The sequence below is a fragment of the Curtobacterium sp. MCPF17_046 genome, from assembly GCF_003224295.1.
Taxonomy (GTDB): Bacteria; Actinomycetota; Actinomycetes; order Actinomycetales; family Microbacteriaceae; genus Curtobacterium.
The window spans coordinates 18,144-41,400 of record NZ_QKLB01000016.1 but is presented as its reverse complement, the minus strand read 5'-3'; the positions used below and the strand labels follow the sequence as shown (position 1 = coordinate 41,400).

Sequence of the window (23,257 nt, the reverse complement as noted above, 5' to 3'; positions counted from 1 at the left end):
GTCGGGGGATGGACCTCGACGCCCTCGCCTTCCCCGTCATCGACGGACACAACGACCTGCCGTGGGAACGCCGCGACACGCACGCATCCGGTCTGGACGGCATCGACTCCGAGACCGACTCCCTCCACACCGACCTGCCGAAGCTCCGGGCCGGTGGGGTCGTCGGACAGTTCTGGTCGGTCTACGTACCCGTCGAGGAGCCGGACCCGGTCCGGACGACCCTCCAGCAGATCGACCTCGTGCACCGCATGGTGGACCGGTACCAGGACGACCTGGCGCTCGCCCGCACGGCGGACGAGGTCCGCGCCGCCGTCGCCTCCGGCCGCATCGCCTCGCTCCTCGGCGCGGAGGGCGGCCACTCCATCGGGGACGACCTCGCGGTCCTCCGCGACTTCGCCCGGCTCGGCGTCCGCTACATGACCCTGACGCACACCGAGGACACTCCGTGGGCCGACTCGGCCACGGGAGCGCGGGCGCACGACGGACTGACCGATCGCGGACGAGAGGTCGTCGCCGAGATGGAACACATCGGGATGCTCGTCGACCTGTCGCACACCGCCCCCGCCACGATGCGGGACGCCCTCGACGTCGCCACACGACCGGTCGTGTTCAGCCACTCGTCGACCGTCGCGGTCGCCGACCACCCGCGGAACGTCCCCGACGACGTGCTCGCCCGCCTCGCGGACAACGGCGGCGTGGTCATGGTGACGTTCGTGCCCGCGTTCGTCTCGCGGGCGTGGGCGGACTGGGAGGAGGCCGGTTCACTCGGGGAGCCGCCGCACGTCACCGTGGCGGACGTCGCCGACCACGTCGAGCACGCCCGGGATGTGGCAGGAGCTGCGCACATCGGGCTCGGTGGCGACTACGACGGCACCCCGGTGCTGCCGCCGGACCTGCGGGACGTGTCCCGGTACCCGGTGCTGGCCGAGGAGCTGCGCCGCCGCGGTTGGGGCGACGCGGACCTCCGGGCACTCGCCGGCGGCAACGTCCTGCGGGTACTCGAGGCCACGGACGAGCGCTTCGCGCGGACGGCGCACCTCGCGGTCGCTCCGCGCTGACGGACGGAAGGCGCGGGTCGCCGGCACGCTCGGCACCGCTCCGCGGACCGTTCCGTCACGGAACAGGACCGCCCTGGGTGCGGTCGCTAGGATCGCGAGCGCACCGCGCCTCCACGGGAGGGGCTGCGGCAACCGACGTGAGGACGGAAGCGATGAGCGGCACCATCTACGACGACATCTCCCAGGCCTTCGGCAACACCCCGCTCGTGCGGCTGAACCGTCTGCCGCAGGAGGGTGGGGCCGAGGTCCTCGCCAAGCTCGAGTTCTACAACCCCGGTGCGAGCGTCAAGGACCGTCTGGGTGTCGCGATCATCGACGCCGCCGAGGAGTCCGGCGAGCTGAAGCCCGGCGGCACGATCGTCGAGGGTTCGTCGGGCAACACCGGCATCGCCCTCGCCCTCGTCGGTGCGGCCCGCGGGTACAAGGTCGTCATCACGATGCCCGAGACCATGAGCGTCGAGCGCCGGGCCGTGATGCGCGCGTACGGAGCGGAGATCGTCCTGACCCCGGGCTCCGAGGGCATGAAGGGCGCCGTCGAACGCGCCGGTCAGATCGTCGACGAGACCCCGGGCGCGATCCTCGCCCACCAGTTCGAGACGACCGCGAACGCAGCGATCCACCGCCGGACCACGGCGCAGGAGATCCTCCGCGACACCGAGGAACACGTCGACGTGTTCGTCGCGGGTGTCGGGACCGGCGGCACCATCACCGGTGTCGGGCAGGTCCTCAAGGAGCGCGTCCCCGGTGTGCAGGTCATCGCCGTCGAACCGGCCGACTCGCCCCTCCTGACCAAGGGCACGGCCGGGCCGCACAAGATCGCCGGCATCGGGGCGAACTTCGTCCCGGAGGTGCTCGACCGTTCGGTGATCGACGAGGTCATCGACGTCGAGCTCGACGACGCCCTGCGGGTCGCCCGCGCGCTGGCCACGGAGGAGGGCATCCTGTCCGGCATCTCCTCGGGTGCCATCATCCACGCAGCCCTGCAGGTCGCGGCGCGGCCGGAGAACGCCGGCAAGCGCGTCGTCGCGATCGTCTGCGACACGGGGGAGCGCTACCTGTCGACGGTGCTCTTCGAGGGGCTCTCTGCGTGACGACGGCCCCACGCCGCGGCGTGCTGCGGACGGTCCGGGAGGACCTCGCCGCCGCACGCCGCGGTGACCCCGCCGCGCGCGGGGACCTCGAGAACGCAATCGTCTACTCGGGCCTGCACGCCGTCTGGTCGCACCGCGTCGCGCACCGGTTGTGGCACGCGCGCGGCCTGCCCGGCTCCCGCACGGTGGCGCGCATCCTGGCGCAGGCCACCCGGACCCTGACGGGGATCGAGATCCACCCGGGTGCACGGATCGGACGGCGGTTCTTCATCGACCACGGCATCGGCGTGGTGATCGGGGAGACGGCCGTGATCGGTGACGACGTCCTCGTCTTCCACGGCGTGACGCTCGGGGGTCGAGGCGGAGGTCCGGGGCCGGGTTCCAAGCGCCACCCGACGGTGGGCGACCGGGTCGTCCTGGGGGCGGGCTCCGCCGTCATCGGCGGGATCACGGTCGGCGACGACTCGGTCGTCGGAGCCGGCACGGTCGTCACGAAGGACGTGCCGCCCGGCTCCGTCGTCACCGGCGTCGCCGGGACGGCCCGGCCACGTTCCGGTCACGAGGGCGTGCCGGAACTCTGAACCGTCCCGCCCGGCCGGCCCCGGTGCGCGTCGGAGCGGTCAGCTCTTCTCGCAGGCGATCCCGTCGGCGTCGCGGTCCATCTTCTTGTTCGCGTTGTAGAGCGCGTCGTCCTTCTTCACGGTGCCCTTGAGTGCGCGGTACGACGTCTTCCCGGCGGAGGTCACCTTGTTCTTCGTGACCGACTTCTTCGCGATGCCGCCCGAGTACACCTTGTGGACGGCGGTGCAGTTCGCGTAGGTCTTCGGGGCCGCGGAGGCGCTGGTCGCGGTGCCGACGACGCCGCCGACGGTGAGCGCGAGCGCGAGGGCGGTGACGCCGAGGGTGCGGGTGGTCTTCATGGCGGTTCCTCCGGAGCGATGACCGGCGTCGGGTACGCAGGCAGGACGAGGGTACTGCGAATCGATGAGGCATCTTCACCCCCCGATCGAGGCATGCACCGACCCGGCCTCGACACCGTGACCCGTTCCGTCCCGTCGGTGTCCCTGGTCCCCGTCATCATGGGTGCATGGACGGCAGCACCCTGCAGTCGGTCGCCGCACGGACGGCGATGGCCCTCCCGGCAGTGACCGAGACGCAGCCCTTCGGCGAGGGCACGGACGTCTACAAGGTCGTCGAGAAGATGTTCGTGATGACGACCGAACTCCGCGGCGTCGCGATCGTCACCCTCAAGTGCGCGCCGCCGCACGGCGCCGCGCTGGTGCGGGACCTCGCCGAGGTCACGCCGGGCTGGCACATGGACAAGCGCCACTGGATCACGCTCTCCCCGGGACCCGGACTCGACGAGGCGTTCGTCGAGGACCTCGTCGCGAACGCGTGGGACCTCGTCGTCGCAGGCCTGCCCCGTGCCCGTCGTCCACTCGACCCGACCCGCGGTGCTCAGCAGCCCTGACCCGGCCGTCCCCGGTCAGACGGCGGCGCGCCGGAGCGCGAGCTGGGCCTCCCGGACGACCTTCGGAGCGAGCCCGTCACCCGAGGCGAGCACCGCAGCTGCCTGGTCCGCGCTGAGTCCGGCGAACATCTGCCCGATCGTGACGCCGTGCTCGGGGCGCGCCAGCACCGTCACGGTGTCGCCCGCGGCCACGGGGCCGGAGCGCTTGACGCGGAAGTACGCACCGGGGCGGCCCTCCTCCGCGAAGCGCTTCACCCACTTGTCGATCCCCATCCGCCGGGCGAAGGTGCCGCATGGGGTCCGCGGGATCGTCGCCTCGAGTTCCAGGACCTCGCCGATCCGCCACCGCTCGCCGATCACGAGGCCGGTGACGTCGATGCCGGAGGTGCGCAGGTTCTCGCCGAAGAGCCCGGGCGGGATCGGCCTGTCGAGCTGTCCGGCGAAGTACGCGGCGTCCTCGTCGGCGTACACGTAGACGGCCTGGTCCTCACCGCCGTGGTGCTTCCGGTCCGCCTGCACGTCGGCGTGCAGGCCGAGGGGACGGACGCGGACCGGACCCGGCACCGGTCGCTTGTCGATCGCGGTGATGCCGATCGTGCCGGAGTCCGGGAGCAGCTGGTCGACGCGGCAGACGGCGGTGACGACGGACATGGGGACAGCCTGCCGTACGTCGGCCCGGGCGCGCACCCGTGCGCATCGGGCACGCCGGATCCGGTGTGACGATCCGGCGCCGGCGTCCGTCTCATCGGTGTCCGAGCGCTCCGGACCGCCGACACGCGGGCCGTTCGCAACCGCTCCCAGTAAAAGGAAACTGTGCAGCCGCAGCAACACCGGACGGATCTCGTCGACCTCGACGACGAGGTGCTCGCCGACCGTGCCACCGACGGTGACGTCCGGGCGTTCGAGGTCCTCATCCGACGACACACGCCGCTGCTCCGGGCCTACGCGCGACGCACGCTCGGGTCGACGGACGAGCTCGACGACGTGGTCCAGGAGACCTTCATCACCGCCTGGAACCGACTCGACGGGCTCGAGGACCGCCGGCGGGTCAAGGCCTGGCTGATGCGCATCCTCAGCCGGAAGTGCCTGGACCGCATCCGGTCGCGCCGGGACCACGACGACGTCACCGAACTCGAGGTCGCTGCACCGTCCGACGCGGCCCCCGAGCGGGTCGCCGAGGCGCACTCTCGCGAGGACGCCGTCGAGCGAGCACTCACCGCACTGCCCCCCGACCAACGCCGGTGCTGGGTGATGAAGGAGGTCCTCGAGTACCGCTACGAGGACATCGCCGAGGAGCTCGGCCTGCCGACGTCGACCGTCCGCGGGATCCTGTCCCGCGCCCGGAAGAACATGATCCGACTCATGGAGGGATGGCGATGACCGCCGCACCCGAACCGACCGCCGCGTCCGGACCGGACGGTGCGTCCGTACCGGACGAGCCCGGCCTCGCGACCCTCGAGCCCGAGGACCTGGACGGGCACACGATCGACGAGCTCTCCGACTACCTCGACGCCGGGATGCAGCCGGCGGACCCCACCATCGACGACAGCCCCGCGTGCCAGAACGCCCTCGCCGCCATCCTGCGGGTGCGACACGCCTCGCTCGCGTCGCTCGACCAGGCGGCCGAGGCCGAGCCGCCCGCCGACGAGTCCTGGATCGGCGGCGTCCTGGCGAACATCTCGCTCGAGGTCCGTGCCGGACGGGACATCCCGCTGCGCGCCGCGGCCCCGACCGAGCGCCCGGTCCTGACCGAGGGCGCCGTCCGGTCACTCGTCCGTCGTGCCGGCGACGAGGTCCCCGGCGTTGTGGTCTCCCGCTGTCTGCTCGACGGTGACGTGACGGCGCTCGCGGCACCCGTGCGGGTCTCGGTGGAGGTCGCCGTGGTCGCCGGCCGCCGGCTCGTCCCGACCGCGGACGCCGTGCGGCTGGCCGTCGAGGAGGCACTCGCCACCCAGACCGACCTGACCGTGGTCGCGGTGGACGTCGTCGTCCGTGACCTCATCACACCCCGGACCACGGACGAGGGGGCCACGGACGAGCGGGCCACGGACGAGCGGACCACGGACGAGGAGACCTCGCGATGACCGACCAGACCACCACCGGCGGCGACGTCACCGACGAGACCGCCACACCCTGGACCGCGGAGACGCTCCTGGCGGTCGAGGCCGCCGTGCTCGCCGTCCCCGGCGTCACCGACCTCTACCGGCCGCGGCCGACCATCGGCAGCGCCGTCGCGGCCGTCCGCCGCCTCGCCCCCGGCGCTGCCGGTGCGGGCCCGGCCGGTGCGCGCGTCGGCGTCGACGGTCCGGTGCTCCACCTGGTCATCGGGACGGACGGGAGCGCGCCGGCCCCCGCCGTCGCACATGCCGTCCACGACGCCGCGCTCGCGGCCGCGTCCGCCGCGGGTCGGACACCGACCCGCATCGACGTGCGGGTCGCGCGCATCGGCTGACGGTCGTCCTCGGCCCGGGCTGCGCCGGACGGGAGGCCCGACACCGGCCCGTCGCGTCGCTCGCTCACCACCTGGTCGGCCCGGGACGTCGGGCGGTCGCGGCAGCGGGCTGCCCGGCTCAGTACCAGTTGACCGCCTGCGAGTGCGACCACGCGCTGCACGGGGTGCCGTAGGAGGCGTCGATGTAGCGCAGGCCCCAGGTGATCTGGGTGCTGGCGTTCGTCTGCCAGTCGGCGGCGACCGAGGCCATCTTCGAGCCGGGGAGCGCCTGCGGGATGCCGGTCGCGCCGCCGTCCGGGTTGACGGCCTGGTAGTCCCAGCCGGACTCCTTCGTCCACAGGCTGTCGAGGCACTGGAACTGGTCTGCGCCCCAGCCGTACTCGGACGCCGCCATCGACGCCGCCGCGGTCTTCGCCCCGGCGGGGGTGTTCGCGCGGGCCTGCGCTTCGGCGGCAGCCCGTTCCGCCGCGGCACGAGCGGCGACTGCCTCCGCCGCGGCCGCCCGGTCGGCAGCCCGCTGCGCTGCCGCCCGCCGGTCGGCGGCGTCCTGCGCGTCCTGGTCGGCGCTCGCCTGAGCGACCTCCTGCGTGGTGTCGACGGTCGCGGCGATGCGTTCGGTCAGCGCCGAGCCGGACAGCGAACGGATGTCCGCCAGCGATGCGATGTGCTGCTCGAGCTCGGCGGTGTCGGTCTCGTCGTTGGCGTCCTGCACGACGGTGCGGGCGGTCGCGACCGTCGCTGCGGCCTGGGCCCGGCCGAGGTCGGTGCCGCTCAGGCCGGGGGTCGCGGAGGCGCTGGGCACGCCGAGCGCGTCGCCGAGTGCGGGCTGCGTCACGGTGAGGGCGCCGCCGGCGATCGCGACGACCGCGGCCCCGCCGGCGAGGAGGACGCCGTGCTTGCGCAGGGTCCGACGCATGCGACGGGAGGGGGTGTCGAGGGCGGCGCGGCGGGTGCCGGGTGCCGGGGCACCGGTGCGGGGAGTGGTTCGCGTCATGGTTTCCGGGGGTCGGCCGGCTCGTGGTGCGGGTCCTCGGTGGACGGCTGTCCGGACGGGTGCGCGGGTGGGGCGCACGCCGGACACCGGTGCGGCCGAGCGTCGGGGACGGTCGGGCGCACCGGGGAGACGACAGGGGCGGGAGACCCTGCCGTCCGCGTCGTCGCGTGGACCCGCGAGCCGGGGGAGGAGCGGACGGTGGTGTGGGGCCCGTCCGTTCCGCCGCGGCGCGGTGACGCTCAGGTCACCCGCGGGGCGAAGCCGCCACGATGACCCGTGATCCTGGACGTGTCGTCAGCACCTGCGCACCGGAGACCGGCCGGAGGCCCGGTAACGGTTCGGTAACGAGGCGCGAGCGGTCAGGAGGACCCGGCCGCCCGGGCGGTCGGACTCTGGGCGACGCGCTCCAGTGCGTCGAGGGCGCGGGCGATCGCGTCGACGTCGTCGGGGGACAGTTCCGCGATGAGGCCGGCGACGATGCCGGTGCGCTCCGAACGGGCCGCGTCGACGGCGTCCACGCCAGCGGGTGTCGCGCTCACCATGAAGGCCCGGCCGTCACGCGGATCGGCGTCGCGCTCGATGAAGCCGCGCTGCTCGAGCTCGGTCAGGATGCGGGTCATCGTCGGCTTGGTGACGACCTCGATCCGCGACAAGTCGCCGGGGCGCAGGGGGCCGTGCTGCACGATGGAGGCGAGTGCCGACACGATGCCGTAGCCGAGTGACGCGGAGTCGGTGCGCGCCCGCCGGTTGATCCGACCGACCGCCGCGGCGAGTCGTGCGGCGACCTCGGTGCGGTCCGGGTCGAGGTCGGTCATGGCTGCTCCGCGGGGATCGGTCGGGTGGTGAGCACGATCGTAGCGGTCGCCGGGGCGGTGCAGATCGGGGGACACGAGCGTGACCGCCGGGATCGGCGGGACCGTGTCCGGTGACGAGGTCAGGCCCTGCTCCCGGTCGGCCCGCTCCGACCCTGTGCGGACGTTCAGGGAATGGACGGCTACGGGGTCAGCGCTTCTCGCCCGGGAGGAGGTGGATGGCCTCGGTGGCGAGCTCCGCGGCGACGTTGTCCCCGTCGGCCGTGGCCGTCCGGAGCCGCCGGAAGTCCTCGGTCATCCGGTCCCAGTCGACGAGCCGGTCGAGGTCCGGCAACCGCAGCCGGAAGGCCAGGCCGTCCATCGTGTCGCGGCAGACACGCTGCAGGTCCGCGTTGCCGCACTCGTCGACGTACAGCGCGAACACCCCGAGGGCGCCACGGTTCACCGCCGGGACGTCGTGTGCCTCGAGCTCGGTGACGGTCGTGTCGAGCGCCGACAGGATCCGCTTCCGCGCGGCCACCGACAGACGCGGCACGGCCAGCCGGACGACGCCGCCGAACAGCACGCCGAGCGTCTGCATGGCCTCGACGACCTGCGCCGGGTCCGGCGTCGTCACGCGCGTGTACCGGTTCGGTGCCATCTCGATGAGCCCTGCCCGGGCGAGCTGGCTGAGGGCCTCGCGGATGGGGGTCCGGGAGACGCCGAGCCAGGCGATGAGCTCCTCGTCGTTCAGGCGCTCCCCGGGCTCGAGGGTCCCGTCCGTGATCGCCTCGTGGATCTTCTGCCGGACGGTGTCGCGGAGCAGCTTGTGCTCGGTCGGGGCGGTGCTGGGGACCGGCATGCGAGGACCTTCCGGATCGGGGGCGGGCCTCCTCACCGTACCTGATGTGCTACCGGCAGGATGTGGTCAGGCCAGGTCGAGCAGGCGCAGCGTCGCGGGGTCCTCGTGGCCGCCGAACCACCGCTCCAGGACTGCCCGGAACGGTGCCGGGTCGTCGGCGGCACGGGCGAACAGGGTCATCGACGACCGGGCCTTCACGGCGTCGATGCCGCCGAACAGGTCCTCGGCCGAGTCCGCCGGCGCGTCGACGGCCGCGGCCGCGGCGTCGAGCAGTCGCGGTCCGAGCACCGGGTGTGCGAGGACCGCCCGGGCTTCCGGCAGGCCGGTCACCGCGTAGTGGCGGGCGGTCGAGCTCCGACCGAGGCCGGCGACCTGCGGGAACACGAACCACATCCAGTGCGACCGCTTCCGCCCGGACCGGAGCTCGGCGAGCGCGGTCTCGTGCACGCCCTGTAGGGCCGTCACGAAGCGGTCGAGGTCGAACGGGTCGTCGCCGTCCGACCCGTCGTGCACGGTGCTCATCGGACGACGTCCCCCCAGGCGTAGCGGACAGTGGTGCCGTCGACGACGAGCACGGAGTCGGGAGCCCGGTCGAACAGGCCCGGCAGGCCGACCGCGTCGGGCAGGTCGCCCTCGAGCCGTTCGAGTCGTGCGGACCGCACGGTGAGCGGCGGGTGCTGGCGCTGCCAGAACAGGGTCTGCGCGAGCAGCCGTGCGTGGATGCCGGCACGGGTGGTCAGCTCGGCGGCCAACGGTGAGCGGTCGACCTCGCCGGCGACGGCGCGCACCGAGGCGGCGTGCCGGACGGTGGACGGGCCTGGCGTCCGGCGGGCCGCGCGGGCCAGGCGGACCGCACGGATCGGGTGCCGCACGCGCCCGGGGTGCCGGACGGACCGGTGGCCGACGGTCTCGCCGCGGCGACGGGAGCGTGCCCTGGCGAACGTGTACGGCACGCCGAGCAGCGCATGGGCGGCGACGATGGCGGGGACGTTCGGCGTGTCCACGGTCAGGTACGCGATCCCGCGGCGGCCGGCGTCGTCGACCGTGAGGACCTCGATCGTCACCTCGGTCATCCTGCCGAGGCGGGTGGACGGCGGGAACGGTGGGACCTGCGTCTCACGGAACACGTAGGCGACGAGCCCGACCCAGGCGCTGCCGTCGACGACGTCCGGACGGGTGCCGCGCGGGACCAGCCGTGCGAGCGTCTCGGGTTCGCAGCGCCAGTGCGCGAAAACGATGTCGTCCCAGGCGTGGACCGTGACCGGTCGGTGCAGCAACGCGACGGAGGCCCGGGACCGCGGTGCAGCCCGTCCCGGCGCCGGCGTGGGCGCGGCCTCACTCATCGGCGTGGGGCGTGTCGGGCCACCCGCACGGCCCACGCGACGAGCGGGGCCTGCAGGGGCAGGCGGAGGACGGCGACCAGGCGTGCGGTCCGGCTGGACCGGGGGCTCTCGAGCAGGTCTCCGGCCATCTTGAGGTTCGCGGGGAAGACGGCGAGGAAGAGCGCCGCAGCGGCCCACCCGGCACCGCGTCGGGTCGCCGGGACGAGGAGCCCGGCGGCGATGCCGAGCTCGGCGACACCGGACGCGAGTGTGGTCGTCCGTGGCGGGAGGGCGTCCGGCACGATGCGGTCGTACCCGCGGGGCCGGAGGAAGTGCGTCACGCCCGCACCGCCGAGGATGAGGGCGAGGACACCGGCGGTCCTCGTCGCACGTCGTGCACGTCTGGTCCGCCGTCGCATCGCTCCATCGTGCCCGTCGTGCCCCGGCACACGCCCAGGTCGGTACCCGAGACGGCACCGGGGGCGCTGCTCGTCGTCCGGACGGCGTCGGCGTCAGGCCAGCGCGGTCGCGACCAGGTCGAGGACGGCCGTGGCGACGTCGGCCTTCGACCCGGAGGTCTCGCGGACGACCTCGCCGCCGGGCACCAGGACCTCGATCGCGTTCTCCTCGCGCTCGAAGCCGTGCGACCAGCCCACGTGGTTGACGACGAGCAGGTCGGCCGGCTTCCGGGCGATCTTCGCGCGCCCGAGCTCGATGCGCGCCTCGCGGTCGGGTTCGGTCTCGGCGGCGAACCCCACGATGACCTGCCCGACCCGCCGGGCGGCGACGAGTTCGGCCAGGACGTCCGGGTTCTTCACGAGTTCGAGCGTCATCCGGTCGCCCTGCTGCTCCTTCTTGAGCTTCGACTCGAGCACCTCGGCCGGCCGGTAGTCGGCGACCGCCGCGGTCATCACGACGACGTCGGCTGCGGGCGCGGCGGCGTGCACGGCAGCGGCGAGCTCCTGCGCCGACCCGACGCGCACGACCTCGACGGGCAGGTCCGCGGTGAGCCCGGGGTCGGTGTTCGCGGCGACGAGGGTCACGTCCGCACCCCGGCGCGCGGCCTCCGCGGCGAGCGCGATGCCCTGCCGGCCGCTCGACCGGTTGCCGACGAACCGCACCGGGTCGAGCGGTTCGCGGGTCCCGCCCGCGCTGACCACCACGCGGACGCCGGCCAGGTCGCCCTGCTCGCCGCGGGCGCCGGTGCGGAGGCGCGGTGCCGCTCCGGCCATGTCGGCACCCCCGTGCGCGTCCCCGCTGTCCGTCCCGTCGAGCACGGCGAGTGCGGCCCGCACGATGTCCTCCGGTTCGGACATCCGGCCGATGCCGGCATCGTCGCCGGTCAGGGCGCCGACGACGGGACCGACGACGTGCACGCCACGGGCGCGGAGTGTCGCGAGGTTCGCCCTGGTGGCCGGGTGCTCCCACATCTGCGGGTGCATCGCGGGGGCGACGACGACGGGTGCCTCGGTCGCGAGCAGGGTCGTGCCGAGCAGGTCGCCGGCCAGGCCCGCGGCCATCTTCGCGAGGCTGTCCGCGGTGGCGGGGGCGATCACGACGAGGTCGGCGCGACGGCCGAGTGCGACGTGCCGCACCTCGGCGACGTCGTCCCAGACGCTCGTGGAGACGGGGTTGCGGCTGAGCGCCTCCAGGGTCGGCAGCCCGACGAACCGCAGCGCGCCCTCGGTCGGGACGACGTGCACGTCGTGGCCGCGCTTCACGAGGTCGCGGACGACGCCGACGGCCTTGTAGGCGGCGATCCCGCCGGTGATGCCGACGACGACGGTGCGGGGGCGGACGGTCTGCAGGGCTGCCTCGTTCACGGCGCTCACGCTACCCGCCGAGCGCACGCGTGCGGCCGTCGCTCGGGCGACCGGCGGGGGAACGTGCGAGCAGCGACCCCGGAGAGTGTCGGCGATGGCGAGGAACGCCGACGCCGGGTGGCAGGATCGCCGTCATGTGCACCGTCGTCGTCCGTGTCGATCCCGCCGCGGCCTGGCCCGTGACCATGCTCGCGCTGCGGGACGAGTCGCCGGACCGGCCGTGGGACCCGCCGGCGGCGTGGTGGCCCGACCGCGACCCCGGGGTCCGGGGTGTCCGCGACCAGCAGGCCGGGGGTGCGTGGCTGGCCGCGTCGGACCGTGCCGGGCTCGCGGTCGTGCTCAACCGGTGGGAGGACACCCCGGGAGTCGACGGGTCCTGGACGACCCGTGGCACGCTGCCGCTCGACGCCGTGGTCGACGGCGTCCTGCCGGGCGCGGCCGGCACCGCGCCGACGAGCCGGGCCTTCAACCTCGTGCGCGCGACGGCCGACGGGGCCGAGGTCGTCACCTGGGACGGGTCGGCCGTCCGGACGACCGTGCTCGGGCCCGGCGTGCACATGGTCACGCACGGCGAGCCGGACGACCCGGCGGCGCCCCGGATCGGCCGGTGGCTCGACGCGTTCCGCGCCGCGCCGGCGCCGACGGGCCCGCCCGCTCGGGACCCCTCCGACGAGGTGGACCGCACGGGGCTGGCTGGTGACCCAGGGCCGGGCGGGGGCACGGGGCTGGCTGCCGACGAGGACGGCTGGGGTCCGTGGTTCGACGTGCTGGACGGGTCGACCGTCCTGCCCGCCGACGACCCGGACGCGATCCTGCGGGACACGGTCGAACCCGAGGGGCACTTCGCGACCCTGTCGATCGTCGCCGCGGCGGTCGGACCGGAGCGGACGGTGCTGCGTCACACCCGGCTCGCACAGCCGGGGGTCCTGCTCGGGCCGCTGACGCACGACCACGCGTAGGCGACCGTCCTCGGAGGGCTCAGGACGGGCCTCCCGGCGGGGGCGGCTGGTGCGGTGTCCGCCGGGAGGCCCGTCCCGGGTCCCGCGGACCGGCGTCAGTCGGGCAGGCGGGTCCCGGTGAGGTCCTCGGCGACCGCCCAGAGCGAGCGGGCGAGGTCGACGCCCCGTGCCGAGCGCGGGATCGGTGCGAGCGTCGTCGGCCCGGTGAGGCCGAGCGGCCCGGCCGGTCCGTAGTAGGCGCCGGACACCGCACCCGGCCCCACGGCGGCGTAGAGGAGCGGCTCAGACCCCTGCTCGACGCCCTGCGTCCAGGGGAACGCCCGGTCGCTCGCGTGGACGGGGCGGTCGCGGCCGAGGGAGCGGCCCGCCGCCTGCAGGTTCGTCCGCGTGAAGCCGGGGTGCGCGAGCGTCGAGCTGAGGCCCCACTCCCGCGTGATCGCGACCTGGTGCAGGTGCAGCCCGAGGAGCAGGTCGGCGAGCTTCGACTGCGCGTAGGCGAGCCACGGCTGGTAGCCCGTCTGCCACTGCAGGTCGTCGAAGTGGATCTTCCCCGGCACCGCGGCGATGCTCGACATGGTCGTCACGCGGGGCGCCTCGGCGCGGAGGAGCGTCGGCAGGAGCAGGTTCGTCAGGGCGAAGGGGCCGAGGAAGTTGGTCCCGAACTGCAGCTCGAACCCGTCGACGGTCTCGAAGCGCTCCCGCGGGGCCATCACGCCGGCGTTGTTGACGAGGACGTCGAGCGGTCGGTCGTCGGCGATGACGCCGTCGGCGAAGCGGTGCACGCTCGACAGGTCGGCGAGGTCGAGCTCCCGGACCTCGAGGTCGGCGTCCGGGTGCTCACGACGGATCTCCGCGGCGGCGTCCTCGCCCTTGGACGGGGTGCGGACCGCGAGCACGACGCTCGCGCCGGCCCCGGCGAGCCGACGGGCGGCCTCCTTGCCGGTGCCGCTGTTGGACCCGGTGACGACGATGCGTCGGCCGGTCTGGTCGGGGAGGGTCGAGGACTGCACCATGGGGTGGACCGTACACAGCGGCGCTGTGCCCGGCTCGCCCGCGGCAGGGGGTGCGGTCGGCGGGCGATCGTGCTAGTTTTCATGCGTTCGCATTGATCGACTGCGAGATCCGGGAGGGTCCCATGAGCAACGCCTTCGGCACGGACCGACCCTCGGACGTCCCGCCGCCCGCACCCGACCGGGTCGGCCCGGTGCAGCTCGGCCTCGACACGTTCGGCGACGTCACCGACGGTCCTGCCGGCAGCCCCCTCACCCACGCGCAGACGCTGCGGAACCTACTCGAGGAGGCCGTCCTCGCCGACCAGGTGGGCATCGACTTCATCGGCGTCGGCGAGCACCACCGCGCCGACTACTCCGTGAGCGCCCCCGAGGTCGTCCTCGCAGCGATCGCCGCCCGGACCGAGCGCATCCGCCTCGGTTCCGCCGTGACCGTGCTGTCCTCCGACGACCCGGTCCGCGTGTACGAGCGCTTCGCCACCGTCGACGCGATCTCCAACGGGCGCGCCGAAGTCGTCCTGGGCCGCGGGTCCTTCACCGAGTCCTTCCCGCTGTTCGGCTTCGACCTGCAGGACTACGAGGTGCTCTTCGAGGAGAAGCTGCAGCTCTGGAGCGCCCTCCGTGGCGGCGACACCGTCACGTGGCAGGGCACGAAGCGCGCCTCGCTCGTCGAGCAGGACGTCTTCCCGAAGCTCGAACACGGCCCCATCCCGACCTGGATCGGCGTCGGCGGGTCCCCGCAGTCGGTCATCCGCGCCGCGTCCTACGGCATGCCGCTGTTCCTCGCGATCATCGGGGGGCAGCCCGCGCAGTTCGCCCCGTACGCCCGGCTCTACCGCCAGGCGCTCGACCAGCTCGAGCTCCCGCAGCAGCCGATCGCGATGCACTCGCCCGGGTTCGTCGCCGAGACCGACGAGGAGGCCGCCGAGCGCTACTGGCCGTTCCACAAGGCCGTCACCGACCAGCTCGGTCGTGAGCGTGGCTGGCCGCCCCTCGACCAGGCTGGATACCGCGCCGGGCTGTCCGCGGGCGGGTCCCTGTACGTCGGGTCGCCGGAGACCGTCGCGCGCAAGATCGCGCGGAACATGCGCATCCTCGGCGTCACCCGGTTCGACATGCGGTACGCGACCGGTCGCCTGCCGCACGAGGACATGATGCGGTCGATCGAGCTGTACGGCACGCGGGTCGCGCCGCGCGTCCGCGAGCTGCTCGCGGAGCCGGTCCCCGTCCCCTGATCCACCACCGGACGGGCTGACCCGTCGCCGGACGGGCTGACCGGTCCGCCCGGCGGTTCCCGGGCTGCTCCGCGTACCGTCTGCCGCATGTCGCCGAGCAACGAGACCACCGAACGACGGTTCCGCGGACGGATCCTCGGCGCCGGGAGCACCTCCGGCGTCCGGTTCGTCGTCGGCATGTGGGAGTCGTCCCCGTTCGGCGCGTTCACCGACGTGTTCGTCGAGCTGCCCGACGGGTCGAGTGTGCTCCTCGCGCCCGACGAGATCGTCGCCGCCTACGTCTCCGGCACCTACCGGTTCGACGCGGTGTCGGTCGTGGACATCAGCGCCCGGCGCACCGCCCGCGGACTCGAACTCGACGCCGGGCCCCTCGTCGCCTCGGTCGACGTCGGCACGATCTCCCCGCTCGGTCGGGTGCTCCGCATCGTCCCGAAGCGCATCGCCCGCGACCCGCGGTGGCTCACCGTGATCGACCCCGTCGCGAAGCTCGTCGCTCCCGGAGCGGGCACCGCCGGCACCGCGGGAGGCGGCCGCCGCGAGTACTACGGCGTCACCGGGGCGCACGACGTGGTCGGTGTCCGTGGCACCTGGGCGGGGGAGCCCCTCGGGGAGCTCGCGCCCCTGGACCCGCCGGTGCGGTTCGGCTTCGCGTCGCTGCCGCGGATCCCGCAGGTGGTCGACGTCGAGACGACCATCCGCGAGCGCGCCTGACCGCTGCCGTCCGCGCCGACGCGGCCGGAGCGGCGTCGCGGGGGTGGGACGGGCCTCCCGGCAGATGTCCCTCGCGCATCCCGAGCCGATCGGGGCAGACTGGAGGGAACGGTTCGCGTCACGGAGCCGGCCTCGTGCCGGCAGTCGGGGCGCACGACGCAAAGGAGCATCATGACCGACACCCAGACCGACCACCGCGCCGCCATCTCCGACATCGTCCACGGAGCACGGACGGCACTGCTCACGACCGTCAGCGAGGACGGCCAGCTGCACGCCCGACCCCTCGCCGTGCAGGACAAGTCCTTCCACGGGACGCTGCGGTTCCTCGTGCAGGACGGCAGCGAGAAGGTCGAGGACATCGCCCGGAACCCGCACGTCAACGTCGCCATCGAGTCGCAGGGCGGGTACCTCTCCATCGCCGGCACGGCGACCGTCACCGAGGACCGCGCGGTGGTCGACGAACTCTGGTCGCCGTTCGCCGAGGCGTGGTTCCCGGACGGGCGCGACGACCCGTCGATCCGGCTGCTCACGGTGCAGGGCGTCTCGGTCGAGTACTGGACGCAGGACGCCGGTCCGGTCGGGGGTCTCGTGCAGACCCTCAAGGCCGCGATCGGGCACCAGTCCCAGCCGGACGTCGGCAGTCACGGCACGCTCGAGGTCTGACGCACGTCGCCGCCCGGGTCGTGTCCGACACGAGCCCGGGCGTCGGCGACGGTCCCGTCAGGGCGGGCCGAGCAGCCAGAGGAGCGCGACGAACACCGGCTGCAGCACCAGGGCGCCGGCCACCAGCGTCCACCGCAGTCCCGGCTTCGCAACCAGCTCCGGCGACCCCATCAGCGGCGCGAGGGGCATGAGCAGTCGGGGCGTGGACGCCATCGGCAGCGACACCGCGAAGACGTACAGCGCGTACCCCGCGGCGAACACCACCGTGGTGGTCCCGAGCTGCCGGGTGGAGCGGCGCGACAACCACAGCGGGTAGAGGACGAGCAGGAGCACGACGAGGAGCACGCCGCCGACGCCGAGCCACTTCGCGGTGGTGAGGAACCACGGCGACAGCGGCACGAAGTGCACCCGGCCGATGAAGTTCACCCACCAGGACATCTCGGTCGCGAGGTACGCGTCCGGACGACCGGTCGCCCAGGCCGCGATGACCGGCCACGCCGATCCCGCCGCCGCCATGACGAGCCCGGCGACGACGACCTTGACCCGCTCCGCGACCGGGAACCCGTCGAGCGACCGTGCGCCCGTCCGCCGCGCCGCGAAGTACCGGAGGAGCGCGAGCACACCGAGCGTCAGCGGGATGGCGAGCGCACCGGGACGGGTGAACGCGGCGACGACCCCGAGGACGGTGAGCAGCCCGTACCGCCGTCGTTCCATCGCCAGCAGCGCCCCGAAGGTCAGCGCCAGGAAGGCGGTCTCGGCGTACCCGACCTGCAGCAGGAACGACAGCGGACCGCACGTGAAGAAGAAGACCGCCCACAGTGCCGCGGTCGCACCGGCGTGCTCCTGGACGAGGCGGTGCAGCAGGAACGTCGCGACGAGGCCGGCGACGATCGCGACGGTCGGGGCGCCGATGGTGAACGGCAGACCGGTCGACACGGTGAGGAGCCGGATGGTGAACGGGAACGCGGGCAGGAACGCCCAGGCGTTCTGTGCGACGTGTCCGGTGGCGTCGATCGGCAGGACCGAGGGGTACCCGTGCAGCGAGATCGCCTCGTAGTACTGCCCGTCCCACGACGTCAGGAACGCCGTGAACCCGTGGTCGTTGCCCCAGATGGCATTGTCCGGCTGCACGCGCGAGACGAGTGGGTACACGACCATCAGCCACATCGTCGACACCAGGCGCCCGACGGTCCAGAGCAGCAGGACCGCCGACCACGCCGGCAGGCTGACGACCGTGTCGAGCACGCGGCGACGACCCGCGGCGACCGAGCCGGTGAGGACCCCGTCCAGGCGGCTCATGCGCGCGGTCCGCAGAGGTCGGGGTGGGCAGACGGCACGACTCCACGGTAGTCGTCGCTCGCTGGGGAGGGGGGACACCTCGCGTCACGGATCACGCAGCGGTCCGACTAGCATCCGGAGCGATGACGACGACGACACGACGGACGAGCAGCACGGCGGTCGCCGTGCTCGTGGCGGGCACCTTCTTCATGGAGCTCCTGGACGGGACGATCCTGGCCACGGCGGCACCGGCGATGGGGCGCGACCTCGGCGTCGACTCCGCCGCCGTCGGTGTCGCGATCACCGCCTACCTCGTCACCCTGGCCGTGTTCATCCCGGTCAGCGGGTGGATCACCGACCGCGTCGGGTCCCGGACCGTCTTCGTGGGCGCGATCGCGCTGTTCACGCTCGCCTCGGCGCTCTGCGCCGCCTCGACCGGACTCGTCGAGCTGACGCTGTGGCGGATCCTGCAGGGCCTCGGCGGTGCGCTGATGGTGCCGGTCGGGAGGCTCGTGGTGCTCCGCAGCGCCGGTCGCGACCAGCTCGTCACGGCGATCGCGATCCTGACGTGGCCCGCGCTCGCGGCGCCGATCATCGCGCCCTTCCTCGGCGGGGTGCTCGTCGACACGCTGTCCTGGCACTGGATCTTCCTCGTCAACATCCCGCTCGGGGTGGTGGCCGTCGTCGCGGCGCTCGTCCTCGTCCCGCAGGAGCGTGCGCCGGAGCGGGTGCCGTTCGACTGGCGCGGGTCGGTGCTCGCCTGCCTCGGGCTCGGCGCGCTCGTCGTCATGGCGTCGTTGCTCGCCCTCGAGACCGTGCCCGTCGTGCCGGCCGTCGTCGCCGGTGTCGTCGGTGCGGGATGCACCTGGCTCGCGATCCGGCACTTCCGCCGGGCACCGCACCCGATCATGGGGCTCGACGCGTTCCGGCTCGAGACCTTCCGTGTCTCACACGCAGGCGGCAGCCTGTTCCGCCTGGCGGTGTCCGCGGTGCCGTTCGTGCTGCCGCTGCTCTTCCAGGACGCCTGGGGGTGGACCGCACTCGAGGCCGGGTCGGCCGTCCTCTGGGTCTTCGTCGGCAACCTCGGCATCAAGCCCGCGACCACGCCGTTCCTGCGCTGGTGGGGGTACCGTCCGGTCATCGTCGTGTCCTCCGCCCTCGCGGCGCTGTCCGTCCTGGCGATGGTGTTCCTCACACCGGAGACGCCGTTCTGGCTGCTCGCGGTCCTCCTCGTCGTCAGCGGCGCCGCACGGTCGGTGGGCTTCACCGCGTACAACACGATCGCGTTCGCGGACGTGGAGCAGCCGGACATGACCGCCGCGAACACGCTGTCCTCGACGCTGCAGCAGACCGCGGCCGGGTTCGGGGTCGCCGTCGTCGCCGTCGTGCTCCGGGCCGCGTCGGGCGTCGGCGGGGAGGGGCTCGCCGGTACGGCGCCGTACGCGGTCGCCTTCGGCGTGATCACGGTCCTGCTGCTCGTCGCCTGCGTCGAGGGGCTGCTCATGAGCCGGACCGCGGGGGACACCGTCCGTCCGACCCGCCGCGTACGGGAGCCGGCGGGGCGCTGACGGGGCGGTGCGGGGCGCCAGCGGCGGGGTCGACCGGCACGCGGTCGGTCGTCACCGATCGTCCACCGCCACGTCACGTGTCCGCGATCCGCACCGCGCTACAGTCTCAGCAACCTGCTGCGGTGTCCGAGTACCGTGACCGCCGCAGGAGAGAGGGCCGATCGGGCCCGGAACGGAAGGCAGCATGGCGGCGCCACAGGAACAGGCAACGACAGACTCGACCACCGAGGTCCGGCAGACCGCCCTGCGCGTCGTGAGCTACAACCTCCGTGAGCACACCGCGAACAGCGAGCTCGCGGCCCTCGCCGAGTCCTCCCAGGCCGACGTGCTCTGCGTGCAGGAGTGCGACAGCACCGACCTCGCCACGTCCGTCGGCGGCCTGACCCTCGCCGCGTCCACCCAGGCGAACCGGCTCGGGCTCGCCATCTACAAGCGCGACGACCGGTTCGACGTCCGCGACCTCGGCATCCACTCTCTGCAGAAGTCCCTGCACGACCGGGTGCTGTCACCCGCGCACGAGCGCCTCATCGCCATGCACCTGTACGACCGGGAAGCCGACACCGAGGTCATCGTCGCGTCCTTCCACGCCTCGCCCCTGACGGCGACGAACTCGCTGCGCCGCAAGCAGATCGAGGCCGCGCACGACTTCGTCCGCGACCTGTCGAGCGAGGCCCCGGCGATCATGGTCGGCGACTTCAACTACCCGTGGTTCCAGACGAACCTGCGCCGGAAGATCGAGGAGTCCGGCTTCGCGCTGTCCCTGTCCGACCAGCCGACGTACCTGCGCTACCGCAAGTTCACCGGCCACTTCGACTTCGCCACGAGTGTCGGCCTGCACATCGCCGGGGTCGAGACCCTGCCCGCGGGCATCTCCGACCACCGGCCGATCCTGGTCCGTGCGGACTACGAGGAGCCCGCCGCGGTGGACGCTCCGGCCGCGGAGGACGCGCCCGCCGCGTAGCCGCCCGCCGCGTAGCCGAACGACGCGCCGCGCACCTTGCGCGGGGTCGCACGACCTGCCGCTGCCCCTGCCGGTCGGCGGCACATCGTGCGACCCCACCGGTCCATCTGGCGGGCCGACGACGGTCCCGTGGCGGAGGCGGGGCCTCCAGGCCGCGACAGCGCCCGCCGAGGTCGCACGACATGCCGCGCGGCCCGCCGAGGTTCCGGGATCCCGGCATCTCGGCGCGCGAGATGCCGGAATCGCGGAACCTGGCGGGCCAGCGAACCGGCTCAGCGGCGGAGCGTCGCCCGCGCCAGCCGGTTGCCGACGAACTGGCCGAGCTGGACGATCACGACGATCGCCGCCACGGACACGTAGACGACCCACCAGTCGTACCGCTGCGACCCGTACGTGATCGCGTACTCACCGAGGCCACCGCCACCGACGAGCGCACCCTGCGCGGTCATGTCGACGATGCCGATGTAGATGAACGTGTAGCCGAGGATGAGCGGCCCGAGGCCCTCGGGGATGAGCACCGTCAGCAGGATCGACACCGGGTGCGCCCCGGAGGCCCGTGCCGCCTCGACGACGCCGGGGTCGACCGCCAGCAGGTTCTGCTCGACGATGCGCGACACCGCGAACGCCGCCGCGAGCGAGATCGCGAACGTCACCGCCGGGACACCGATCGTCGTCTGCACGACCACGCGGGAGAGCGGTGCGATCGCGGCCAGGAAGATCACGAACGGGATCGGCCGCACCAGGTTCACGACCAGGTTGATGACCGTGTACGCGCCGCGGTTGCCGAGCAGGTTGCCCGGTCTGGTCGCGTAGAGCAGCAGGCCGAGCGCGAGTCCGATGACCCCGGCGATGACGAGTGACACGAGGGACATGACGATCGTGTCGCGGATCGCGGCGAGGAACACGTCGAAGGTGTCGATGACGCTCTGGAACGAGTTGTTCATGCGCGTGCCTCCTCGTCGACGGTGATGCCGCCGGCTCGCAGTGCTGCCACGGCTCGGTCGGTGGCGGTGTCGGACCCGCCCAGTTCGTAGGTGAGCGACCCGATCCGGCGCTCCCGGATCTCGGTGACCCCGCCGAACACGAGCTCCGCGGTGACCCCGGCATCGCGGAACGCCTGGTCGATGCGCGCCTGCAGACCGGTCTCGTCGGTGATCCGCACGGACACGAGGCGTCCCGGGTGGCGCTCGCGCAACCGGGTGACGGTCTCGGCGGACGGGCGGTCGTGGAGTGCGGTGCGCACGAAGCGCTGGGCAGCGCCGGTGGTCGGGGCGGAGAACACGTCGTACACGTCCCCGACCTCGACGACCCGGCCCTGCTCCATCACGGCGACCCGGTCGGCGATCCGGCGGACGGCGTCCATCTCGTGCGTGATGACGATGATCGTCACGCCGAGCTCGCGGTTCACGCGGCGGAGGAGCGCGAGCACCTCGGACGTGGTCTCCGGGTCGAGGGCGCTCGTGGCCTCGTCGGCGAGGAGCAGCTCGGGGTTCGAGGCGAGGGCACGGGCGATGCCCACGCGCTGCTTCTGGCCGCCGGACAGCTGTTCCGGGTAGGCGTGTGCCCGGTCCAGCAGGCCGACGAAGTCGAGCAGCTCGGCGACGCGGCGGTCGCGTTCGGCCTTGGCGACGCCGGCGACCTTGAGCGGGTACGCGACGTTCCCGGCGATCGTGCGGGAGCGGAACAGGTTGAACTGCTGGAAGACCATCCCGATCCGGCGACGTGCGGTGCGCCGGTCGCGCTCGGGGATCGCGGTGAGTTCCTGACCGGCGACCGTGACCGTGCCCGAGGTGGGCAGCTCGAGTGCGTTGACGAGTCGGACCAGGGTGGACTTGCCGGCACCGGAGTAGCCGATGACGCCGAGGACCTCTCCCTGGTGGACGTCGAGGTCGACACCCTCGACCGCGGTGACGGTCTCTCCGGTGTCGGCGCGGCGGTAGCTCTTGGTGACGCCGCGGAGTTCGACGAGGGCGGCCACTACTCCGCTGCCGCCTTCGCGTCCTGCTCGACCGTGGCGAGCTCGTCCTGCAGCTCGGCGGCGTCCTGGTCCCGGGAGACCGCGTCCGGGTAGTCCTGCTTGAACGCCTTCTGCACGGCGTCGTCCTGGAACAGCTCGGCCAGTTCGAGGTACGTCTTGTTCGTCTTGTCCTCGTTGCGGACCGCGAAGACGTTCACGTACGGGGCGGCGGAGGAGCTCGTCGGGTCGTCGGTGAAGACCTTGTCCGACGCGGGGAGCCCGGCGGCGGTCGCGAAGTTGTTGTTGACCACGGCGGCCTGCACGGAACCCTGCTGCAGGGCGTTGGCGGTCTGCGAGGCGTCGAGCGGCTGCACGTCGACCTTGGCCGACTCGATGTCGTCCGTGGTCGAGAAGGCGCTGCCGCCGTCCTGCAACTCGAGCAGCTTCGCGGCCTGCAGCACGAGCAGGGCGCGGGCCTCGTTGATGGCGTCGTTCGGGATGGCGACCTTCGCGCCCTCGGGCAGGTCGGACGGCTCGTCGACCTTCGTCGCGTACAGCGGGAGCGGGTAGACGGCGGTGGAGCCGATCGGCTGCAGGTCGTCCTTCGAGGTCACGTTGTAGTTCGCCAGGTACTGGATGTGCTGGAACTGGTTGATGTCGACCTGCCCGTCCTTGAGCGCGGGGTTCGGCAGCGAGTAGTCGGCGAAGTTCGTCAGCTCCACGGTGACGTTCAACCGTTCCTTCGCGAGCTCCGTGTAGGTCTTCCAGTAGGGCAGCGCCTTGTCCGCGACGCCGATGGTGACGGTCTGGGCCTTCCGGTCGGACCCGGACCCGGCGGCTCCGGCCTGCTCGGAGCCGCCACCGCGGACGGCGACGACCACGAGGGCGACGACGATCGCGACGACGACGACTGCGGCCGCGACGATCCACCCGATGGGGCGCTTGCGCTTCGGACGGTCGGGCAGGACGGGTGCGGCGGTCATGGGTGCTCCTCGTGAGGGGGTCGCCCTGGTGGCAGGGACGGGTGCTGTCGGGTCCTCGGTCCGGTGTC

Annotated in this window: 27 protein-coding genes; 13 read left to right on the top strand and 14 right to left on the bottom strand. The window is 73.2% G+C overall.

What is annotated here, in order from left to right; all coding sequences use genetic code 11:
- Positions 1-8 precede the first annotated feature (8 nt).
- The 3 genes from DEJ32_RS13260 (at position 9) to epsC (ending at position 2,730) form a co-directional block, all read left to right on the top strand.
- Positions 9-1,058 carry a dipeptidase gene (locus DEJ32_RS13260; RefSeq protein WP_110901602.1) on the top strand — a complete coding sequence of 350 codons (1,050 nt, stop codon included), beginning with the start codon at positions 9-11 and terminating at the stop codon, positions 1,056-1,058.
- Positions 1,059-1,210: 152 nt separating this feature from the next.
- Positions 1,211-2,149 (top strand): cysteine synthase A, encoded by a 939-nt coding sequence (gene cysK, locus DEJ32_RS13255; RefSeq protein ID WP_110824713.1) that lies wholly within the window; start codon positions 1,211-1,213, stop codon positions 2,147-2,149.
- Positions 2,146-2,730, top strand: a complete 585-nt coding sequence (gene epsC, locus DEJ32_RS13250) for a serine O-acetyltransferase EpsC (RefSeq protein ID WP_258368414.1) — start codon at positions 2,146-2,148, stop codon at positions 2,728-2,730. The genes cysK and epsC overlap by 4 nt, the downstream gene beginning before the upstream one ends.
- Positions 2,731-2,769: 39 nt before the next feature.
- On the opposite strand, the gene DEJ32_RS13245 is transcribed toward epsC, so the two are convergent.
- On the bottom strand, positions 2,770-3,069 hold the full coding sequence (locus DEJ32_RS13245) for an excalibur calcium-binding domain-containing protein (protein ID WP_110824712.1): 300 nt from the start codon (positions 3,067-3,069) through the stop codon (positions 2,770-2,772).
- 167 nt (positions 3,070-3,236) lie between these two features.
- Here DEJ32_RS13245 and DEJ32_RS13240 point away from each other — a divergent pair, with 167 nt between their 5' ends.
- Positions 3,237-3,620: an MmcQ/YjbR family DNA-binding protein gene (locus DEJ32_RS13240; RefSeq protein ID WP_110824711.1), complete on the top strand. Its 384-nt coding sequence runs from the start codon at positions 3,237-3,239 to the stop codon at positions 3,618-3,620.
- Positions 3,621-3,635: 15 nt separating this feature from the next.
- On the opposite strand, the gene DEJ32_RS13235 is transcribed toward DEJ32_RS13240, so the two are convergent.
- The gene (locus tag DEJ32_RS13235) at positions 3,636-4,271 is read right to left on the bottom strand and encodes an MOSC domain-containing protein (protein WP_110901601.1); all 636 of its coding nucleotides are present in this window, start codon (positions 4,269-4,271) and stop codon (positions 3,636-3,638) included.
- 162 nt (positions 4,272-4,433) lie between these two features.
- On the opposite strand from DEJ32_RS13235, the gene DEJ32_RS13230 reads away from it, so the two are divergent.
- From DEJ32_RS13230 to DEJ32_RS13220, 3 genes are read left to right on the top strand one after another with little or no spacing between them, the layout of a single operon-like run.
- On the top strand, positions 4,434-5,000 hold the full coding sequence (locus tag DEJ32_RS13230; RefSeq protein WP_110901600.1) for an RNA polymerase sigma factor: 567 nt from the start codon (positions 4,434-4,436) through the stop codon (positions 4,998-5,000).
- A complete protein-coding gene (locus DEJ32_RS13225) occupies positions 4,997-5,704 on the top strand; it encodes a hypothetical protein (RefSeq protein WP_146234157.1) in 708 nt (235 codons plus the stop codon). Before DEJ32_RS13230 ends, DEJ32_RS13225 begins: the two co-directional genes overlap by 4 nt.
- Positions 5,701-6,072, top strand: coding sequence for a hypothetical protein (locus DEJ32_RS13220; protein WP_110901598.1), 372 nt, complete (start codon positions 5,701-5,703; stop codon positions 6,070-6,072). The genes DEJ32_RS13225 and DEJ32_RS13220 overlap by 4 nt, the downstream gene beginning before the upstream one ends.
- A 118-nt stretch (positions 6,073-6,190) precedes the next feature.
- Here DEJ32_RS13220 and DEJ32_RS13215 read toward each other — a convergent pair whose 3' ends face one another.
- The 7 genes from DEJ32_RS13215 to DEJ32_RS13185 form a co-directional block, all read right to left on the bottom strand.
- Positions 6,191-7,066: a phospholipase gene (locus DEJ32_RS13215; RefSeq protein ID WP_258369055.1), complete on the bottom strand. Its 876-nt coding sequence runs from the start codon at positions 7,064-7,066 to the stop codon at positions 6,191-6,193.
- A gap of 359 nt (positions 7,067-7,425) precedes the next feature.
- Positions 7,426-7,881 carry a MarR family winged helix-turn-helix transcriptional regulator gene (locus DEJ32_RS13210; protein WP_110890080.1) on the bottom strand — a complete coding sequence of 152 codons (456 nt, stop codon included), beginning with the start codon at positions 7,879-7,881 and terminating at the stop codon, positions 7,426-7,428.
- A 187-nt stretch (positions 7,882-8,068) separates the two neighbouring features.
- Positions 8,069-8,719 carry a GntR family transcriptional regulator gene (locus DEJ32_RS13205; protein ID WP_110901596.1) on the bottom strand — a complete coding sequence of 217 codons (651 nt, stop codon included), beginning with the start codon at positions 8,717-8,719 and terminating at the stop codon, positions 8,069-8,071.
- 66 nt (positions 8,720-8,785) lie between these two features.
- Positions 8,786-9,241, bottom strand: a complete 456-nt coding sequence (locus DEJ32_RS13200) for a DUF1810 domain-containing protein (protein WP_110901595.1) — start codon at positions 9,239-9,241, stop codon at positions 8,786-8,788.
- Positions 9,238-10,062 carry a YqjF family protein gene (locus tag DEJ32_RS13195; protein ID WP_110901594.1) on the bottom strand — a complete coding sequence of 275 codons (825 nt, stop codon included), beginning with the start codon at positions 10,060-10,062 and terminating at the stop codon, positions 9,238-9,240. The genes DEJ32_RS13200 and DEJ32_RS13195 overlap by 4 nt, the downstream gene beginning before the upstream one ends.
- Positions 10,059-10,460: a hypothetical protein gene (locus DEJ32_RS13190; RefSeq protein WP_110901593.1), complete on the bottom strand. Its 402-nt coding sequence runs from the start codon at positions 10,458-10,460 to the stop codon at positions 10,059-10,061. The genes DEJ32_RS13195 and DEJ32_RS13190 overlap by 4 nt, the downstream gene beginning before the upstream one ends.
- Positions 10,461-10,553: 93 nt before the next feature.
- The gene (locus tag DEJ32_RS13185; RefSeq protein WP_258369054.1) at positions 10,554-11,864 is read right to left on the bottom strand and encodes a phosphopantothenate--cysteine ligase family flavoprotein; all 1,311 of its coding nucleotides are present in this window, start codon (positions 11,862-11,864) and stop codon (positions 10,554-10,556) included.
- A gap of 134 nt (positions 11,865-11,998) precedes the next feature.
- On the opposite strand from DEJ32_RS13185, the gene DEJ32_RS13180 reads away from it, so the two are divergent.
- Entirely contained in the window at positions 11,999-12,823 is an 825-nt protein-coding gene (locus DEJ32_RS13180; protein ID WP_110901592.1) for an NRDE family protein, read from the top strand.
- A 95-nt stretch (positions 12,824-12,918) separates the two neighbouring features.
- On the opposite strand, the gene DEJ32_RS13175 is transcribed toward DEJ32_RS13180, so the two are convergent.
- Positions 12,919-13,836 carry an SDR family oxidoreductase gene (locus tag DEJ32_RS13175; RefSeq protein ID WP_110901591.1) on the bottom strand — a complete coding sequence of 306 codons (918 nt, stop codon included), beginning with the start codon at positions 13,834-13,836 and terminating at the stop codon, positions 12,919-12,921.
- Between the two features lie 122 nt (positions 13,837-13,958).
- Here DEJ32_RS13175 and DEJ32_RS13170 point away from each other — a divergent pair, with 122 nt between their 5' ends.
- The 3 genes from DEJ32_RS13170 (at position 13,959) to DEJ32_RS13160 (ending at position 16,442) form a co-directional block, all read left to right on the top strand.
- On the top strand, positions 13,959-15,068 hold the full coding sequence (locus DEJ32_RS13170; RefSeq protein WP_110901590.1) for an LLM class flavin-dependent oxidoreductase: 1,110 nt from the start codon (positions 13,959-13,961) through the stop codon (positions 15,066-15,068).
- 87 nt (positions 15,069-15,155) lie between these two features.
- The gene (locus tag DEJ32_RS13165) at positions 15,156-15,779 is read left to right on the top strand and encodes a hypothetical protein (RefSeq protein ID WP_110824698.1); all 624 of its coding nucleotides are present in this window, start codon (positions 15,156-15,158) and stop codon (positions 15,777-15,779) included.
- A gap of 171 nt (positions 15,780-15,950) precedes the next feature.
- Positions 15,951-16,442 (top strand): pyridoxamine 5'-phosphate oxidase family protein, encoded by a 492-nt coding sequence (locus DEJ32_RS13160; RefSeq protein WP_110901589.1) that lies wholly within the window; start codon positions 15,951-15,953, stop codon positions 16,440-16,442.
- A 57-nt stretch (positions 16,443-16,499) separates the two neighbouring features.
- On the opposite strand, the gene DEJ32_RS13155 is transcribed toward DEJ32_RS13160, so the two are convergent.
- Positions 16,500-17,741 carry a hypothetical protein gene (locus DEJ32_RS13155; protein WP_110901588.1) on the bottom strand — a complete coding sequence of 414 codons (1,242 nt, stop codon included), beginning with the start codon at positions 17,739-17,741 and terminating at the stop codon, positions 16,500-16,502.
- 122 nt (positions 17,742-17,863) lie between these two features.
- Between DEJ32_RS13155 and DEJ32_RS13150 the strand changes: the two genes are divergently transcribed.
- Positions 17,864-19,288 (top strand): MFS transporter, encoded by a 1,425-nt coding sequence (locus DEJ32_RS13150; protein ID WP_110901587.1) that lies wholly within the window; start codon positions 17,864-17,866, stop codon positions 19,286-19,288.
- A gap of 184 nt (positions 19,289-19,472) precedes the next feature.
- On the top strand, positions 19,473-20,249 hold the full coding sequence (locus tag DEJ32_RS13145; RefSeq protein ID WP_110890069.1) for an endonuclease/exonuclease/phosphatase family protein: 777 nt from the start codon (positions 19,473-19,475) through the stop codon (positions 20,247-20,249).
- A gap of 272 nt (positions 20,250-20,521) precedes the next feature.
- Here DEJ32_RS13145 and DEJ32_RS13140 read toward each other — a convergent pair whose 3' ends face one another.
- From DEJ32_RS13140 to DEJ32_RS13130, 3 genes are read right to left on the bottom strand one after another with little or no spacing between them, the layout of a single operon-like run.
- Entirely contained in the window at positions 20,522-21,193 is a 672-nt protein-coding gene (locus DEJ32_RS13140) for a methionine ABC transporter permease (protein WP_110824693.1), read from the bottom strand.
- The gene (locus DEJ32_RS13135) at positions 21,190-22,227 is read right to left on the bottom strand and encodes a methionine ABC transporter ATP-binding protein (RefSeq protein WP_110824692.1); all 1,038 of its coding nucleotides are present in this window, start codon (positions 22,225-22,227) and stop codon (positions 21,190-21,192) included. The genes DEJ32_RS13140 and DEJ32_RS13135 overlap by 4 nt, the downstream gene beginning before the upstream one ends.
- On the bottom strand, positions 22,227-23,189 hold the full coding sequence (locus tag DEJ32_RS13130) for a MetQ/NlpA family ABC transporter substrate-binding protein (RefSeq protein WP_110890068.1): 963 nt from the start codon (positions 23,187-23,189) through the stop codon (positions 22,227-22,229). The genes DEJ32_RS13135 and DEJ32_RS13130 overlap by 1 nt, the downstream gene beginning before the upstream one ends.
- Positions 23,190-23,257 lie beyond the last annotated feature (68 nt).